The organism is Archangium lansingense (assembly GCF_026626635.1).
GTDB lineage: Bacteria > Myxococcota > Myxococcia > Myxococcales > Myxococcaceae > Archangium > Archangium lansingense.
The window spans coordinates 4,300,177-4,317,213 of the sequence record NZ_JAPNKA010000001.1 but is presented as its reverse complement, the minus strand read 5'-3'; the positions used below and the strand labels follow the sequence as shown (position 1 = coordinate 4,317,213).

The 17,037-nt window shown below is 68.6% G+C and carries 11 protein-coding genes and 1 tRNA gene; 10 read left to right on the top strand and 2 right to left on the bottom strand.

Going from position 1 to position 17,037, the window contains the following annotated elements:
- Positions 1-20 precede the first annotated feature (20 nt).
- From OV287_RS17620 to OV287_RS17585, 8 genes are all read left to right on the top strand, one after another.
- Positions 21-2,405 carry a DNA gyrase/topoisomerase IV subunit A gene (locus OV287_RS17620; protein ID WP_267542360.1) on the top strand — a complete coding sequence of 795 codons (2,385 nt, stop codon included), beginning with the start codon at positions 21-23 and terminating at the stop codon, positions 2,403-2,405.
- 12 nt (positions 2,406-2,417) lie between these two features.
- Positions 2,418-4,355 carry a DNA gyrase/topoisomerase IV subunit B gene (locus OV287_RS17615; RefSeq protein WP_267535194.1) on the top strand — a complete coding sequence of 646 codons (1,938 nt, stop codon included), beginning with the start codon at positions 2,418-2,420 and terminating at the stop codon, positions 4,353-4,355.
- 63 nt (positions 4,356-4,418) lie between these two features.
- Positions 4,419-5,894 (top strand): PEGA domain-containing protein, encoded by a 1,476-nt coding sequence (locus OV287_RS17610; protein WP_267535193.1) that lies wholly within the window; start codon positions 4,419-4,421, stop codon positions 5,892-5,894.
- 51 nt (positions 5,895-5,945) lie between these two features.
- Positions 5,946-7,172 (top strand): PEGA domain-containing protein, encoded by a 1,227-nt coding sequence (locus OV287_RS17605; protein WP_267535192.1) that lies wholly within the window; start codon positions 5,946-5,948, stop codon positions 7,170-7,172.
- 47 nt (positions 7,173-7,219) lie between these two features.
- Positions 7,220-9,721, top strand: coding sequence for a signal peptide peptidase SppA (sppA, locus tag OV287_RS17600; RefSeq protein WP_267535191.1), 2,502 nt, complete (start codon positions 7,220-7,222; stop codon positions 9,719-9,721).
- Positions 9,722-9,977: 256 nt separating this feature from the next.
- A complete protein-coding gene (rho, locus tag OV287_RS17595) occupies positions 9,978-11,504 on the top strand; it encodes a transcription termination factor Rho (protein ID WP_267535190.1) in 1,527 nt (508 codons plus the stop codon).
- A gap of 120 nt (positions 11,505-11,624) precedes the next feature.
- Positions 11,625-13,046: an IS4 family transposase gene (locus tag OV287_RS17590; protein ID WP_267532091.1), complete on the top strand. Its 1,422-nt coding sequence runs from the start codon at positions 11,625-11,627 to the stop codon at positions 13,044-13,046.
- 106 nt (positions 13,047-13,152) lie between these two features.
- Entirely contained in the window at positions 13,153-13,923 is a 771-nt protein-coding gene (locus OV287_RS17585) for an alpha/beta fold hydrolase (RefSeq protein WP_267535189.1), read from the top strand.
- Positions 13,924-13,932: 9 nt separating this feature from the next.
- On the opposite strand, the gene OV287_RS17580 is transcribed toward OV287_RS17585, so the two are convergent.
- Positions 13,933-15,528: a serine/threonine-protein kinase gene (locus tag OV287_RS17580; RefSeq protein ID WP_267535188.1), complete on the bottom strand. Its 1,596-nt coding sequence runs from the start codon at positions 15,526-15,528 to the stop codon at positions 13,933-13,935.
- Positions 15,529-15,774: 246 nt separating this feature from the next.
- Here OV287_RS17580 and OV287_RS17575 point away from each other — a divergent pair, with 246 nt between their 5' ends.
- The gene (locus OV287_RS17575; protein WP_267535187.1) at positions 15,775-16,149 is read left to right on the top strand and encodes a glutaredoxin domain-containing protein; all 375 of its coding nucleotides are present in this window, start codon (positions 15,775-15,777) and stop codon (positions 16,147-16,149) included.
- A gap of 19 nt (positions 16,150-16,168) precedes the next feature.
- Here OV287_RS17575 and OV287_RS17570 read toward each other — a convergent pair.
- Positions 16,169-16,239 (bottom strand) — tRNA-Gln (locus tag OV287_RS17570).
- Positions 16,240-16,538: 299 nt separating this feature from the next.
- Between OV287_RS17570 and OV287_RS17565 the strand changes: the two genes are divergently transcribed.
- Entirely contained in the window at positions 16,539-17,030 is a 492-nt protein-coding gene (locus OV287_RS17565) for a CBS domain-containing protein (RefSeq protein ID WP_267535186.1), read from the top strand.
- Positions 17,031-17,037 lie beyond the last annotated feature (7 nt).

Here is a 17,037-nt window from a genome sequence, read left to right as displayed (position 1 = left end):
CCTGACCTGAACACATGAGCATGCTCGCACAAGCGGATAACAAGACGCGGAAGAAGCAGGGAGCCTCGGGCGGTGGTGGCGATGGCGCCGCCGCGGCCTCGGGAGGCGGTGGCGGTGGTGCCACGCCCGCCGCGCTCGCCGATGAGGCCCGCCGCCGCTACCTCAACTACGCCCTCTCCGTCATCACCTCGCGCGCCCTACCCGACGTGCGTGACGGCCTCAAGCCCGTGCAGCGCCGCATCCTGTACGGCATGTGGAACGACCTCAACCTCACGCACGACGCCAAGTACAAGAAGTGCGCCCAGGTCGTCGGCGCCATCATGGGCCCCTACCACCCGCACGGCGACACCGCCATCTACGATGCCCTCGTGCGCATGGCGCAGGACTTCTCCCTGCGCTACCCCCTCGTGGACGGCCACGGCAACTTCGGCTCGCTCGATGGCGACGCCGCCGCCGCCTACCGTTACACCGAGTGCCGCCTCGAGAAGCTCGCCGACGAGCTCCTCAACGAGCTCGGGCAGAAGACGGTCGACTTCCGGCCCAACTACGACGGCACGCGCACCGAGCCCATCGTCCTGCCCTCGCGCGTTCCCCACCTGCTGATGAACGGCACCACGGGTATCGCCGTGGGCATGGCCACCAACATCCCGCCTCACCACCTGGCCGAGCTGTGCGACGCGCTCATCGCGCTCGTGGATGACTCCAGCCTCACCGTCAAGCAGCTCCTCAAGTGGGTCAAGGGTCCGGACTTCCCCACCGGCGGAGAGATCCTCAACTCCCAGAAGGAGCTGCAGGAGATCTACGAGACCGGCCAGGGCAGCGTGCGGCTGCGTGGCGAGTACGAGCTGGAGGACCTCAAGCGGGGCGGCCAGCAGATCGTCATCACGTCCATCCCCTACACGGTCAACAAGTCCACGCTGGTGGCCAAGTTCGGAGAGATCGTCCGCGAGCGCAAGCTGCCGCTCCTCGTGGACGTGCGCGACGAGTCCACCAAGGACGTGCGAATCGTCCTGGAGCTCAAGAAGGACGCCAGCCACGAGCTGGCCATGGCGTACCTCTACAAGAACACGCCGCTCCAGACGAACTTCAACGTCAACCTCACCTGCCTCGTGCCCAACCCGGAGAACCCCGAGGTGGGCACCCCCAAGCGCCTGGGGCTCAAGGAGATCCTCCAGTACTTCCTGGACTTCCGTCTCCAGGTCATCAAGCGGCGCATCCAGTACCAGCTCGACGAGCTGAAGAAGCGCGTCCACATCCTCGAGGGCTTCGAGAAGGTCTACGACGCCCTGGACGAGATGATTCGCATCATCCGCGCCTCCGAGGGCAAGCAGGACGCCGCCAAGAAGCTCATTGCCCGCTTCAAGCTGGATGAGATCCAGGTCGACGCCATCCTGGAGATGAAGCTCTACAAGCTGGCCCGCCTGGAGATCCTGGTGGTCCAGAACGAGCTCAAGGAGAAGCGCAAGCAGATCAAGGAGCTGGAGGCGCTGCTCAAGAGCAACCCCCGTCTGTGGGCCACGGTGAAGGAAGAGCTGGCCGAGGTGAAGGCCGCCTACGGCATGCAGAAGCGCCGCACCAAGGTGAGCCGCAGCGGTGCCGAGGAGATGACCTTCGATGCCGAGGCCCTCATCGCCGACGAGGACGCTCACGTCATCATCACCCGCGACGGGTGGATCAAGCGCGTGCGCGAGGTGAAGGATCCGTCCTCCACCCGTCTGCGCGAGGGCGACGCCGTGATGACGGTGCTCGCCGGCAGCCTCAAGGCGAACCTGGTCCTCTTCAGCAACTTCGGCACCGCCTACGTCACGCGCTTCAACGACGTACCGGCCTCCACGGGGTACGGCGACCCGGTGCAGAAGCTGTTCAAGTTCGACGACGGCGAGCGGATTGTCGCCGCCCTGTCGCTCGACACCCGCCTGTGGCGCCCGGAGAAGCTGCTGGGTGTCACCCGGCACGGCATGGGCATGCGCTTCCCGCTCGCCCCGCACCTGGAGCTCTCCACCCGCGCCGGGCGCCGCTACGCCAAGACGGGCGAGGGCGATGAGATCGTCGGCGTGCAGCCGGTGGAGGACAAGGACCTGGTGGGCGTGCTCACCGAGCGCACCGCCGCCCTGGTGTGCAAGGTGGCGGAGATCAACGAACTGGCCGGCCCGGGCAAGGGCGTCACCGTCATCAAGGTGGAAGAGGGAGACCGGGTGGTGGACTTCGTGGTCGCTCCTCACGGCAACAAAGAGGCGGGGATCGCCTTCGAGACGCAAAAGGGCCGCAAGCTCGTCCTGCACACGGGCCGTCACGAGGTGACGGGCCGCGGCGGCAAGGGCCACGAGATGTCGCGCAAGGACGCGGTGAAGGAGGTGGCGCGCGCGCCCCTCTACATCCCGCTGCCGGAGCAGAAGAAGGAATAGCCGGAGACTGTCATGGCGACGACCAAGAAGACGACCTATACGGGCGCGGACATCCAGGTCCTCGAGGGCCTCGAGCCGGTCCGCAAGCGCCCGGCGATGTACATCGGTGGCACCGACGGCACGGGCTATCACCACCTGCTGTGGGAGATCCTCGACAACTCGGTGGACGAGGTCATCAACGGCTATGCGTCCACCGTGGAAGTCACGCTCCACAAGGACGGCCGCACGGTGACGGTGACGGACGATGGGCGAGGCATCCCCATCGACATCATGCCCAAGTACAAGAAGCCGGCGGTGGAGATCATCCTCACCACGCTTCACGCGGGCGGTAAGTTCGAGCAGGGCAACTACATCCACTCGGGCGGTCTGCACGGCGTGGGCAGCTCGGTGGTGAACGCCCTCGCGCGCAAGTTGGTGGTGGAGATCAAGCTGCACGGGAAGCGCCACGTCCAGACGTACGGGCGCGGCAAGCCGCAGACCCCGCTCAAGGCCGAGGGCCCGGCGCGGGGCACCGGCACCTCCGTCACCTTCGAGCCCGACCCGGAGATCTTCGGAGAGAAGCTGAAGTTCGACCCGAAGATCATCCGAGAGCGGCTCGAGGCGAAGAGCTACCTGCACAAGGGCATGACCGTCATCTGGAAGGACGAGACGGCCACGCCTCACGTGAAGGAGGAGTTCAAGCACGACGGCGGCATCGCCGAGTACCTCACCAAGGTGGTGGACGAGCGCGGCAAGCCGGTGGTGCCGTCGGGCAGCACGGCCATCTTCTACCACTCGCGCGACAACGGCGTGCGTCTGGAGGCCGCGCTGGTGTGGACGGAGGCCACGGACGAGCACATCCGCTCGTACGTCAACGGCATCCCCACGCCGCTGGGCGGTACGCACGAGGCGGGTCTGCGCAGCGCGGTGGTGAAGGCGGTGCGCAACTACATCGAGACGCACAACATCGCGCCCAAGGGTGTCACGCTCACCGCGGAGGACATCCGCGAGGGCATGACGTCCATCCTCTCCACGTACGTGGTGGAGCCGCAGTTCCAGGGCCAGACGAAGGGGCGCCTCAACAACCCCGAGACGTCGGCCCAGGTGGACGGCGTCATCCGCCCCGCCCTGGAGAAGTGGCTCAACGACAACAAGTCCATCGCCGAGTCGGTGGTGGCCCGCATCACGCTGGCCGCCCGCGCCCGCGAGGCCAGCCGCGCCGCCTCCCAGGCCATCAGCCGCAAGACGGCCGTCAGCCACCGGCTCAACCTGCCGGGCAAGCTGGCGGACTGCTCCTCGACCGACCCCGCGCAGAGCGAGCTGTTCCTCGTCGAAGGTGACTCCGCAGGTGGCAGCGCCAAGCAGGGCCGCGACCGGCGCACCCAGGCCGTCCTCCCGCTGCGCGGCAAGGTGCTCAACGCCGAGCAGGCCTCTACCGACAAGGTAGTGGGCAACAAGGAGCTCACGGACATCGTCAGCGCCCTGGGCTGCGGCATCGGCAACGACTTCGACATCACCAAGCTGCGCTACGGCCGCGTCTTCCTGATGATGGACGCCGACAGCGACGGCAACCACATCGCCACGCTGCTGCTCACCTTCTTCTACCGGCACCTGCGCCCGCTCATCGAGAAGGGGCACATCTACCTCGCCCAGCCGCCCCTCTTCCGGGTGGACATCGGCAAGGAGACGTACTGGGCGCTCGACGAGGTCCACCGCGATCGGATCATCCGCGAGAAGACCAAGGGCAATGCCAAGCCCAACGTCATGCGCTTCAAGGGTCTGGGTGAGATGACGCCGGACGAGCTGAAGGAGACCACGCTGGATCCAAAGCTCCGCCAGAGCCTGCAGGTGACCATCGACAACCCGCTGCTCACCGACCAGGTGATCAATGATCTGATGGGCCGAGATGTCAGCGCGCGCTTCAAGTTCATCATGGAGAGCGCCAACGAAGTCGACGAGCTGGACGTGTAGGAGCCAGCCTGCCGGGGGCGGGGCATGGTGCCCGGGCCCCTGGCTCGGCTAGCATCCTGCCCCGTGCGACTGAAGACCCCCCTCGCCCTCTCTCTCGCGCTCCTGCTGGGAACGGCCTCCGGTGTCACCGAGGCCGCTCCCCGCCGCGGCTCGTCCACTTCTGCCCGCAAGGCGAAGAAGAAGAAGAAGACGCCCGCCGCTGAGCAAAGCGCCCCCGCCCCCGTGGCCACGGACACTCCGGACACTCCGGACACTCCGGCCGCTCCGGACGACGAGGAGCCCGCGCAGGCCGCGGATGCTCCCCTAGCACCCCAGGCTCTCGAGCCCACCTCGGTCGCGCCTGTGGAGCCAGCCCCCGTGGAGCCAGCCCCCGTGGCCCCCCTCGCGCCCCCCGCCTGGGCGGGCAGCGTCGCGGTACTGGCCATCCCTGCGAACCCGAACGCCTCCGCGTCCGCCACCCGCATCGAGACCGACCTGCGCAACGCGCTCGGCGCCCAGACGGATGTGCGGCTGGTGGACCTCGCCGCCCTCTTCCCTCCCCCGCCCCCCGCCTCCCTGCAGCAGGGAGATGCGCTCTTCGACGAGGGTAAGGAGCTCTACGACAACCTGGACCCGGAGGCCGCGGCGAAGAAGTTCGCCGAGGCAGCGGCCTTCTACGGGCGCTACCCGACGGAGACGAAGCCGGAGCGGCTGGCCCGCGTCTACATCTTCCTGGGCGCGTCGCGGTTGCTGAATGGAGATGCCGCCGGAGCCCAGGAGTCCTTCACCCGGGCGCAGCTCCTGGCCCCCACCCTCCAGCCCGAGTCCGAGCTCTTCGGGCAGGACGTGCAGGAGGCCTTCAATACCGCGAAGGTGGCCCTGTCCAGCCAACCGCGCGGCACGCTCGCCATCAACTCCGTTCCCTCCGGCGCGCAGGTGCGGGTACGAGGAGAGGGCCTTGGCACCACGCCGCTGAAGGACGTGGAGCTCGCTCCCGGTGCCCACCCGGTGGTGCTCACCCTCCCCGGCTACGCTCCCTACGGCGTCTTCCAGCAGGTGGCGCCCTCCCAGCGCGCCGAGCTGAGCCCCATGCTGGAGCCCACGCCCGGCCTGGCCTCGGCGCACAACCTGGCCGCCAACGTGTCCTCCTCCCGCGCCCTCACCTCCGACACGCTCCCTCCCGGAGTGGCGGAACTCAGCGAGAAGCTCGGCGCGCGCTACGTGGTGCTCGCCCGGGTGGAGGAGAATCGCGAGGGCCGGACCGAGGCCGTGCTGTACGCCTGGGACGTGCAGCTCAAGAACCGCCTGCGCGGGGTGAAGCTGAATCCCGACGAGCCCCGCGAGCGGGAGGCCGCCATTCGCCAGGTGCACGACTTCCTCACCGGCAAGCTGGTGCCCGACTCCTCCCTGCCCACCGCGCTACCGGCGTTGATGAAGAAGCCCTGGTTCTGGGCGACGGTCAGCGGAGTCGTCGTGGCCACCACCGCGAGCATCCTGCTGGCGTCCCAGCCTCAGCGTCCCCTGGGCGTTCGGCTGGGCAACTTCGGCTCTGGTTGGTAGCGATCACCGCGGCCCGTCCCGACCGGGTCCCGCGCTTCTGAGGTCCATGTCATGAAAGCCCTTGCGCTGCTCCTGCTCCCCACCCTCGCGCTGGCGGCCCCGCCCCCCGCGCCGCGTCCCCAGCGTATCGCCTCCATCCTCGTCCCCATGGACCCCGTGGCCGAGTCGAGCGGGCCCAAGATGGAGAGCTACATGAACGAGGCCCTGTCCGAGTTCCAGGGCTACACCCTGCGCAAGCCCGAGGATCTCTTCGGGCTGCCCCAGGATGATGAGGCCCTGGTCGCGCTCAAGCGGGGCAAGCAGGGGTACGAGGAGAGCGTCGCCGCCTTCGAGAAGAAGGCGTACGAGGACGCGGAGCTCAAGGTGCGCGCCACGCTCAAGGAGCTGCAGAAGGCCGCCTCCGCGATGACGGCGTCCTGCAACCCGCTGTGCGACGCCACCGCCCTCTACGCCGCGGTGATGCACCAGCGGGGCGACGTGGAGGAGGCGAAGCTGGCGCTGTTGGATTTGATGGCGCTCAATCCCACCTACGAGCTGGACACCAAGCGCTACAGCCGCGACTTCATCTCGCTCCGGGTGCAGGTGGCCACGGGCGTCCACGCGGCGCTGCGCGGTGGGGCAACGGTGAAGTCCCGCCCGGCCGGGGCGCGCGTCTACATCGACAACGAGTTCAAGGGCTACACCCCGCTGACGGTGTCGACGCTGCCGGTGGGCAAGCACATCCTTCGTCTGGAGCGACCCGGCTTCCGAATCCACGGGCAGCTCATCGAGGTGAGCCCGGACGACGTGGAGGCGAGCGCCGCGCTGCAGCCTACCGACGACTACAAGGCCTTTGACGCCCGGTTGGATCCGGTGGCCTCCGAGGTGATGCGCTCCAACAGCACCTCCAGCCAGTCGGTGGCCGCGTTGGGCAAGGCGCTCGGGCTGGAGCGGGGCTTCGTGGGCACGGTGAGGGATCTGCCGGACACTGGCACCACGGAGCTGGTGCTGGGGCTGTTCGACATGAAGGATGGCAAGCGGCTCGGCGTGCGGCGCGTGGTGCTGCAGGGCGACGAGTTCGGCCAGCTCAAGTCGGAGATGGGCAGGCTGATCAATCACCTGCTGAACAATGCCGAGGGGGGTGCCGAGAAGCGGGTGAAGTCCTCGGATCCACTGGAGAACAGTCACGGCACGGACGAATGGAACCGTGAGGACCGCGGCGGCAAGCGGCGCGACCAGGAAAAGAAGAACAAGAAGGGGGATCCACTGGAGGGAGTGAACGGTACCGAAGATTGGTGAACCGTGGCGCTTGTACGCCGCAAAGCGGCGCCTAGAGTCCGAGGGCCATGCGTGCCCTCCCTCTGCTGCTGCTGCTCCCTGGCCTCGCGCTCGCACAGACGGGGCTCATCGTCCAACCCGCCTCGCCACCGCGCGGGGTGACGCTGCCGCCCACCTCCGCCGCCCTGGTGGATGAGGCCACCGCGCTCTCCGTCAACCCCGCCGGCCTGCGCTTCGTCGGGCCCGCGCAGCTCTTCTACCTGCACGAGCGCAACCTGGCGCAAGACCAGGTGGGAGACGGCCTCTACCTGGGCGCGACGCTGCTGGGGGGGCTGGGCGCCGGCTTCAGCCTGGATTGGATGCGCGGGCACGGGCTGCCCGACTACCGCAAGACGTCCTTCGGGCTGGCAGTCGGCTCACGGAAGCTGTCACTGGGCGTGGGCTACCACAACCTCTCCTCGCGCGACCCCGACCTGAACAGGCTGTACGGCTTCGACCTGGGCCTCACCCTGCGCCCCACGCGCTTCCTCTCCGTGGCGGCGGTGGTGAAGGACATCAACGATCCCGTGGAGGGGGCCTTTACCATGCCCCGCAGCTACAGCCTGGCCGTGGGCGTGCGCCCCTTCGGCGAGCGCGTGACGCTGGGCGCGGACTACCTCGCCTCGGACGGCGCCTGGGACGAAGGGCGCCTCACCTACACCCTGCAGGCCGCCGTCATCCCCGGAGTGGGACTGGGCGCGGGCCTCTCGCATGGCCTCGGGAGCGACCGCACGCTGGCGCTGCAGTTCGCCGCCACGCTGGACAGCTCATTCTTCGGCCTTACCTACGCGGGCGGTGGCGCGGAGGGCGGACTGGACCACGTGGTGGCGGTGCGCCTCTCTGCCCAGAAGTACCCGGCCCTGCGCCTCGGCGGGGGCTCGGTGGCGCTGGTGGACCTGGATGACGAGCTGAGAGAGCGCGGGGGAACACTGTCGCTGCTCGGCTTCAACGAGCCGGACCCGTACCTGCGGCTGACGCGGTGGATGGACGAGGCCACGAAGGATCCCCGGCTCAAGGGGGTAGTGCTGAAGGTGTCGGGCCTGCCGGGCGTGGACTGGGGCAAGGCGGAAGAGCTGCACCAGGCGGTGCTGCGAATGCGCGCGGCCGGCAAGCGGGTGCTGGCGGTGCTCTACAGCGTGGACGACCGGGCCTACTTCGTGGGCTCGGCCGCGAACGAGGTCTATGCCCTGAGCTCCTCCTCGCTGCTCATCAACGGCCTGGCCGCCAGCGTCATCTCCCTGGGCGGAACGATGGAGAAGCTCGGCGTCACCTGGGACGTGGCGCGCGTGGGCGAGTACAAGACGGCCACCGAGCAGCTCACCCGCCGCGACATGAGCCCCGCCGAGCGCGAAACGGTCGAGGCCTACCTGGACAGCCAGACGGCCCATGACGTCGCGGCGGTGACGAAGGCACGCCGCATCACCCCCGAGCGCCTCCGAGAGGCCTGGGGCGCTGGAATCCTCACCGCCCAGCGGGCCACGGAGCTGGGGCTGGTGGATGGCGTGCTGCTGCCCGAGGAGCTGGAGGACAAGCTGAAGAAGCTGGTGCCCGGGGCCTCCTACGACCCGACCTACTCGCCACGAGACGAGCGGGAGCTCCGCTGGACGGGGCTCCGCCGCATCGCCGTGGTGCCGGTACTGGGCACCATCTCCGGGGGCAAGAGCCGCAAGTCTCCGCTGGGAGGCGAGGCCATCGCTGGCGCCGAGACGGTGGCGCTCGCCCTGGAGCGGGCCCAGAGGGACCCCTCCGTGGCCGCCATCGTGCTGCGAGTGGACTCGGGCGGCGGTGAAGTCCTGGCCTCGGAGCTGATGTACCGCGCCGTGCTGGAGGCGAAGAAGCACAAGACCGTCATCGCCTCCATGGGGGACGTGGCGGCCTCGGGTGGCTACTACACCGCCATGGGCGCGGATGAGATCTGGGCCTCGCCCACCACCCTGACGGGGAGCATCGGCGTCTTCTACATCAAGCCCGCGCTGCGCGGCCTGCTGGGCGACAAGCTGGGGGTGAACGAGCAGACCATCACCCGCGCCCCGATGGCCGAGGTGCTCAACAGCTGGAGGCCGTGGACGGAGGCGGAGCAGAAGGCGGTGCAGGCCTGGGTGGACGCGGCCTACGACGACTTCATCACCCAGGTGTCCGTCGCGCGGAAGCTGGACAAGGCGAAGGTGGATGCCGTGGCGCGCGGGCGGGTCTGGGCGGGCACGGCGGCCAAGGAGCACGGGTTGGTGGACGGAATGGGGGGGCTGATGGATGCGGTGCAGGCGGCGCGCAAGCGGGCGGGAGTGCCCCCTGGGGAGGAGCTGGACCTGGTGGTGATGGGCGACGCACGCGGGCTGTTCTCCTCGATGGGCGGAGAGCCAGGGATCGACGCGAGCCTGCTCCCGGAGCCCGTCCTGGAGAGCCTCCCCCTGGAACCGCCGGCCCTGCCGCCGGGCATCCAGGCACTCGTGCGCGAGGTGGGACTGGAGGCCCCCTGGATGCAGGAGCCGGGTCTGAAGGCCGTTCAGCCCTACACCCTGAAGGTCCACTGACGTCACCAAGAGGACACGAACAACGAATTTCTCCGGGCACCCGGCGGGTCCTCTGTTAATGTTGAAGAGCGCTTTCCGGTGGGCCTTCAGGTCGCCGGGACGCTCCAGGGGCCGGCGGTTCGGTCGGCGGGTGGCTCGTGCCAGGCGCGAGCTGTCCCCAAGACCCCGCGCCGGGCTTCTGTCCCACAGACCGCTGAACCCGCGCGCCCCTCGCCGGGACCTTCTCCCAGGGGACGCGCCGCAACTCCCGTAGACCATGAGCGAAACCGATAACCGCGATCCCCGAGACCTCCCGTCCCCCATGGCTGCCCGTGCCGAGGAGCCCCCGGACGTGGACGAAGGCGATGACGAGGGCGACGAGGGCCCCGATGACGGCGAGGGCTCGGCCCCCGGACCGGGACAGCCCGGTGGAGGCCAGGCTGGCCCGGGTGGAGGCCGCCGCCGCCGCCGCCGCCGTCGCCGCAGGGGTGCCCAGGTGCAGTTCACCCCGGAGGGGCAGGCCTACCGCATGGTGGCCAGTCCGGACGGCCAGCAGCAGCAGGTCTTTCTCACGCCGCAAGAGCTGCAGCAGTACCAGCAGCGGCAGGCCCAGCAGCAGCAACAGCAACAGCAGCAGCCCCCGCCGCAGCAGCACGGGCACCACCAGGGCGGGCAGCCGAGGCAGCATCAGCCGGCGCCGCAGCCCTCGCTGGCCCCCGTGGAGGGTGTGCTCGACACCGAGGTGAAGGGCCCCAACGCCTACCTGCGGCAGCTCAAGCGCAACCTGCTGCCCTCGCCGGACGACGCGGAGATTCCGAAGAACCTGGTGCAGAAGCTCCGGCTCCGCCCGGGCCAGTACCTCAACGCGCTCGCGCAGACGAAGGGCAACAAGGGCCTCATCCAGCGCGTGGAGCAGGTGGACGGCCGCCCGCTGGAGCAGGTGGGCCGCCTGCCCCACTTCGCCGACCTCACCTCCGTGGACCCGGTGGACCGCATCAAGTTGGAGAATGGCCACCGCGAGATGGTGACGCGGGTGATGGACCTGATTGCCCCCATCGGCAAGGGTCAGCGCGCCCTCATCGTGGCGCCGCCGAAGACGGGCAAAACCATCATGCTGCAGCGGATTGCCCAGGCGGTGGTGTCCAACCACCCCGAGGTCCACCTCATGGTGCTGCTCATCGACGAGCGCCCTGAGGAAGTGACGGACATGCGCCGCAGCATCAAGGCCGAGGTGCTGGCTTCGAGCTCGGACCGGCCGACGGGCGACCACCTGAAGATCGCCGAGCTGGCGCTGGAGCGAGCGCGGCGACTGGTGGAGAGCGGCAAGGACGTGATGATCCTCCTGGACTCCATCACCCGCTTGGCGCGCGCCTACAACAAGGAAGTGGACAACTCGGGCCGGACGCTCTCGGGCGGCGTGGACAGCCGCGCGCTGGAGCGGCCCAAGCGCATCTTCGGCGCGGCGCGAGCCACCGAGGAGGCCGGCAGCCTGACCATCGTGGGCACCGCGCTCATCGACACCGGCAGCCGCATGGACGAGGTCATCTTCGAGGAGTTCAAGGGCACCGGTAACTCCGAGGTGACGCTGGACCGCTTCCTGTCGGAGAAGCGCATCTTCCCCGCCATCAACATCGGCCAGTCCGGCACGCGCAAGGAGGAGAAGCTCTTCACCCACAAGGAGTACGAGAAGGTGAAGAAGATGCGCCAGATGCTCTTCGCGGTGAAGCCCGTGGAGGCCATGGAGGCGCTCATCAAGCGGCTCAGCCGCTACACCTACAACGACGAGTTCCTCGAAGAGCTGTGAGGGAATACCCCCTCTCCCTCTGGGCTGAAGAATGCACACGCAGAGGGAGAGAGGGAGCAAGGGGTGAGCAAGCTGGATGGAGCATGACGTGAGCGGTAGGGCCGGATAGAGAGGCAGCCCATGGAAGCTGCCCCTTTGTATCTGACGTACGAGGTTCTCTATCCAGCAGGGAGTTTCGGTCCGCTTGAGGAGGTGTGGCTGAGGGAGAGGTTGCTGCACACCCTTCACCTGATGGAGGGGCAGCCCGGCGTCACCATCAACCGATTGGGCACCAGCCGGGCGGAGCGAATGGGGGCCTACCGCATGCTGGAGAACGAAGACGTCAGCTTCCGGCAGCTGCTGGAGCCAGCGGCCCGGACAGTGGGCAAGGCGGTGGCGAAAGGGCAGGCGGGAGAGGTGGCCTTGTGTGTACACGACCGGACCGAGGTGGAGCTCAGCCATCTGTCCATGAGCGGGGTGGGCCAGGTGGGCAATCCCGTGTGTCAGGGCTTCTTTCTGCAGACGGCGTTGGTGGTGCAGGCCGACGGCGCCGCTTTTGGAGTGCTGGGAGCGCGCACCTGGGCGCGCCCGGCCGCGCAAAGGGGAAAGGCCAAGAGCAGGAAGCAGCGGCCCTTCGAGCAGAAGGAAAGCAGCTTGTGGTGGCAGGCCATGGTGGAGGCCGAAGAGGGAGTGGGCGAGCCAGGGCGACTGCTGCACGTCATCGACGCCGAAGGAGACATTTTCGAGTTGTTCTCCCGCTCGGCTAGCGCGTCGTATCAACTGCTGGTGCGCGCCGGCCAGGACAGGCGCGTGGAGGGAGAAGGGGGGAGGCTGTGGGCCACCATGGAGGGGCTGCCCGTGGTGGACAGCCGGCTGCTGCACGTGTCGGCGCAACCAGCCCGGGCGGACAAGCCGGCGCGCACGGCACGCGACGCCACGCTGGTGCTGCGCTACGTCCCTCTCACGCTGCTGCCTCCCGGGCGCCAGGGTGGGCAGCCGGTGCCGGTGTGGGGCGTGCTGGTGCGCGAAGAAGAGCCGCCACAGGGACAGAAAGCAGTGGAGTGGCTGCTGCTGAGCAACGTGCCCATTGAAAGCGTGGAGGCGGCCTGGGGCGCGGTGTCCACCTACCAGAAGAGGTGGGGGATTGAGGAGTTGCACAAGGCCCTGAAGACGGGCTGCCGCCTGGAGGGGCGTCAGCACCAGAGGCGCGAGCACCTTGAAAACCTGCTCGTCCTCACTCTGCTGGTTTCCGTCAAGATGCTGCGCCTGCGCACCCTGAGCCGCACTCTCCCGGACGAGCCCGCAGATGAAGTGTTGGAGCCCGCCGAGGTGCAGGTGCTCCAAGCCATGGCACCCCAACTCTCTCCACGCATGCGACTGCAAGGGGCGCTGACGCTTCGTCAGGCCCTGCTGCTCATCGCCGCCCTAGGCGGTTACATGGCCAACCCGGACAAGAAACCTCCGGGCTGGCTCGTCCTCTGGCGCGGCTACGAACGGCTGGGCGACTACGTCGCCGGCTTCACCCTCGCCCAGCACCTTTCCTCCGCTCCCCCGCCTACTTAGCGTGTGCAATCCTCAGCCCCCCGGGAGAGGGGAAATGGCCGCGTTGTAAGCGCGCGTTCCAACGCCTTCGCGGACCTGGCTGAAGGGGATTAGGCTCGCCTCCACCATGCCCATGCAGCGTGTTGGAGACCTCGAGGTGCACTACCGTGAGCGCGGTCAGGGCTCGCCGCTGGTGCTCATCCCTGGCAACTGGACCACGAGCCTGTGGTGGCAGCCGCTGATGGAGCTGCTCCCGCCCGGGCTGCGAGCCCTCTCGTATGACCTGCGCGGACGAGGCGCCACCCTGGGCCCGGCGGTCCCGCAGAGCCTTCCCTCCCTGGCGGCGGATCTCCACGGGCTGCTGGATGCCCTGGGGCTGATGCGGGTGCACCTGCTTGGCCACTCCCTGGGCAGCGCGGTGGCCATGCAGCTCGCGCTGGAGCACCCGGAGCGCGTGCACACCCTCACCGTGCTGGCACCCGCCTGGGTGGATGGAATGCCCGCGGCGTACAACCTGCCCGCGCACCAGCTCTCCCTCCACGACAACCGGGACTACTTCGCGGCGGCCATGCGAGGCATGGCTCCGGGCGCTCCGGACGACGCATTCTGGCAGCAGCTCCTCGACGAGGGGCACCAGCAACACCGGGACGCCTCGCTCGCCACGATCCAGGCCCTGGTGGACTGGGCCCCCGGCGAGCGCCTCAAGTCCCTGCACACCCTGCCCTCCCTGGTGGTGAGCGGTGAGACGGATCCGCTCTCCACCGTGGAGGGTGGGAAACGGTGCGCCAGCCTGCTCGGTGCCCGGCACCACGTGATGAGGGGCGTGGGGCACTCGCCCAACCTGGAGACGCCGCGCGACTTCCTCGGGGTGTGGCGGGAGTTCGCCGCCGAGCAGTAAGCAGCGGACCTACGCCACGCGGTTCACCATCTCCGTCACCAGCGTCTGCGTCCCGGTGAGGCCCGAGGGGTCTCTCCGAGGCCGGGCCGTCTCCATGTTGGAACCGTTCATCGCCCACCAGCGCTCGGCGTCATCCTCCGTCCACCGCCCCGCGTCCGCGCACGCATCCAGCGCCAGGCGCAGCTCCCGGGCACTGGCGAACCGGTCATCCGGGTGCTTCGACAGGCAGCGCATGAGGATGTCGCACAAATCCCTCGGCAGCTCCCGGCCCAGCCGCGAGGTCGGCGGGGTGGGCGCCGTGTGCAGGTGGTGCGAGCAGATCTCCACCGAGGTGCGGCCCTCGAAGACGTGGAAGCCGGTGAGCAACGCGTAGCCCACCGCGCCCAGCGAGTACAGGTCCGCGCGAGCATCCACCCGCCCCGGGGTGACGATGGCCTCGGGCGCGAGGTAGAGCGGCGTGCCGACGACCATATGCACCCGCGAGGCGGACAGGTCATCGGTGCCCACCTCCTTCACCAGCCCGAAGTCGAGCACCTTCACCAGGTCCGGCATACCGCGCCGCCGGCACAGGAACAGGTTGGCGGGCTTGATGTCGCGGTGGAGCAACCCCAGCCCGTGCGCCTCCTCCAGCGCACCACACACCTGGCGCAGCATGTGGATGACCCGGGCGGGAGGCTGGGGCCCGTCGACCATGAGCAGCCCATCCAGGTCCACGCCCTCCAGGTACTCCATCACGTAATAGAAGAGCCCGTCCGCGGTGCGGCCGTAGTCGTAGATGGCGATGGTGTTGGGGTGGGTGAGCTGGCTGGTGAGTTGCACCTCGCGCTCGAAGCGCTCCAGACCATGGCCGTCCGCGTCGTTGCGCAGCAGCTTGATGGCGGTGTGGCGACGCAGCAGGGCATGACTGGCCAGGTACACCTCACCCATGGCGCCGGCGCCCAACCGCATGATGAGCGTGTACTGGCCCAGCTTGCGCGCCGCCTGCACCTGCTTGCGCAGGCCGTAGACGACCTGGGAGACGAGGGTGGCCATGAAGACGGCCACGCCACTCCAGAGCACGGCATCGAGCGTGGGCACGGCCGAGCCGGAGTGTTCGCGCACCTGGACCATCACGGCGACGACGGCCCCATCCGGCAGGGCGCCGAGCAGGGAGACCCAGAACGCCCGGCGCACGGTGCTGGGGACGAGGACAGCGTGGGAGATGAGGGCGCCGTTGGTGCCGAGCAGCAGCGAGAGGGGATCCGCGTCGTAGTAGGCGTCCAGCTTGAGCAGGAAGAGCACGCCCAGCAGGCCGGCGCTGTCCAACCAGGACAGGGTGCGCAGGGAGTACGGCCGATGGCGGCACACCAACCACAGGACGAGCGACATGGCGGCGCCAATCAGGTGGAAGGCATAGCTGGGATCCACCAGGGCATGGGCCCAGGGCACGCCGACGAAGAAGATCGCCGCCCCGGTGGTGACGGCGTAGAAGGCGAAGGTGAGGAAGAACAACGCCCGGTAGAGCAGCTCGAGCCGATCCTGGAGGAAAGCGCGGGCCTCATCCGACACGAGTGAGGTCGCGTCGACAGGCGCGGAGAGGTGGGTCCTGACCGGGGAGAGCTCCATCGACCCCGTGTTCTACACCACCCGGGCGGTAGGTGTGGATACCCCGTGAACCCCGAAGGACAGAGGAAGAAGGCGGTGGCCAGGCCCGGACCGGCGAGCGCGCAAAGAGGAACCGGCATCAACCGCATGCATAGGGTTCGTCGCGCCCGGCTTCGCCGTCACCGGCCTGGCCACCGCACCTCTCCCAGGAGAGACGCAAAAGCCCTCGGCGCCTGACGTGACGCGGCATGTTAGCGTGCGCGCCCCATGACCAACCCCCGTCCCCTTCATCCTGAAGACAAGCGCACCCCCGCCGTGGCCGAGGCGATGACTGGCTTCCACCGCGACGTCGTGGACCAGATCCGCGCCGCCGTGGAGAAAGACGCCGTGGTGGTGGTGGGCATGGCGCAGAACCCCTTCGTCAAGCGGGCTCGCCAGGCGCTCGAGCAGGCCAACATCCCGTTCACCTACCTCGAGTACGGCAGCTACTTCGGCATGTGGAAGCAGCGGCTCGCCATCAAGATGTGGAGTGGCTGGCCCACCTTCCCTCAGGTCTACGTCCGCGGTGTGCTTATCGGTGGCTTCACCGACACGCACAAGGCGCTGAAGGATGGCTCCCTGCAGAAGCTGCTCGGCGGCTGAGCCAGCACCGCTTCCGAAGTTCCGGGAGCAGGGGTCGAACCTGCATCTGCGGGGTCAAAGCCCGCCGTCCTGCCTTTAGACGATCCCGGAGGGAGTGCTCACCCTCCAGGGACGCCGGGGCCCGTGGCACCTGACGGGCCCGTTCCCCTGCCCTGCTCCATTACCCTCGAGGGCATGTAAGCCCGGCTGCCAGGCACGCACCGCAGCGTGGGAGGCCCGCAGAGGTTGCGCGAGCAGCCAGCCGCGAACGCAGGGCGTGCGCACACGCCTCTCAACGAGCCCTCACAGTGGGATGGCTTCCCCTTTGCACTGGAAGCTCCTCATCCTAGGCCTTCAGCAGCGTGGGCATAGTGGCCAGCGCGGCTCGGGCCTCTGCCAGGAGCATGACCATGCGAGCCTTCCCCATGACCGACCGCCAGATGCCCTTCTCGACCGAGACGGAGCCGCTCCCCGCGCCGGCCCTGTGCACGGTGGGTGAGGTGATGGTCCGGGAGGTGCTTGTCGTCCATCCGGACACCAGCCTGCAGACAGCGGCCGAACTGATGCTGGAGCACACCATCAGCGGAATGCCCGTGGTGGATGCGGAGGGGCAGTTGCTGGGGATGGTGTCCAAGACGGACCTGGTGCGCCACCGGCTTGCCGCGGAGGACGAGACCGGAGTGACCCTACCGTCCGGCCAGCACGTCCTGGACGGCACCACCGTCGAGGACGTGATGACACGGCAGGTGCTCGCCGTGCCGGAAGGAGCCTCGCTCACGGAAGCAGCGAAGCTCATGATCGACGCGGGCATCCACCGCGTGCTCGTGGTGAGCCCGAGGGGAACCCTGGCGGGGCTGGTCTCCACCTCGGACATCGTGCGCTGGGTGGCGGGGCTGCCGTAGTCGGCGA

Excerpts from the sequence above, each read along its gene's own strand:
- OV287_RS17620 (WP_267542360.1), top strand. The coding sequence starts at position 21 with ATGCTCGCACAAGCGGATAACAAGACGCGGAAGAAGCAGGGAGCCTCG.
- OV287_RS17615 (WP_267535194.1), top strand. The coding sequence starts at position 2,418 with ATGGCGACGACCAAGAAGACGACCTATACGGGCGCGGACATCCAGGTC.
- OV287_RS17605 (WP_267535192.1), top strand. The coding sequence starts at position 5,946 with ATGAAAGCCCTTGCGCTGCTCCTGCTCCCCACCCTCGCGCTGGCGGCC.
- sppA (WP_267535191.1), top strand. The coding sequence starts at position 7,220 with ATGCGTGCCCTCCCTCTGCTGCTGCTGCTCCCTGGCCTCGCGCTCGCA.
- rho (WP_267535190.1), top strand. The coding sequence starts at position 9,978 with ATGAGCGAAACCGATAACCGCGATCCCCGAGACCTCCCGTCCCCCATG.
- OV287_RS17590 (WP_267532091.1), top strand. The coding sequence starts at position 11,625 with ATGGAAGCTGCCCCTTTGTATCTGACGTACGAGGTTCTCTATCCAGCA.
- OV287_RS17585 (WP_267535189.1), top strand. The coding sequence starts at position 13,153 with ATGCCCATGCAGCGTGTTGGAGACCTCGAGGTGCACTACCGTGAGCGC.
- OV287_RS17580 (WP_267535188.1), bottom strand. The coding sequence starts at position 15,528 with ATGGAGCTCTCCCCGGTCAGGACCCACCTCTCCGCGCCTGTCGACGCG.
- OV287_RS17575 (WP_267535187.1), top strand. The coding sequence starts at position 15,775 with ATGACCAACCCCCGTCCCCTTCATCCTGAAGACAAGCGCACCCCCGCC.
- OV287_RS17565 (WP_267535186.1), top strand. The coding sequence starts at position 16,539 with ATGCGAGCCTTCCCCATGACCGACCGCCAGATGCCCTTCTCGACCGAG.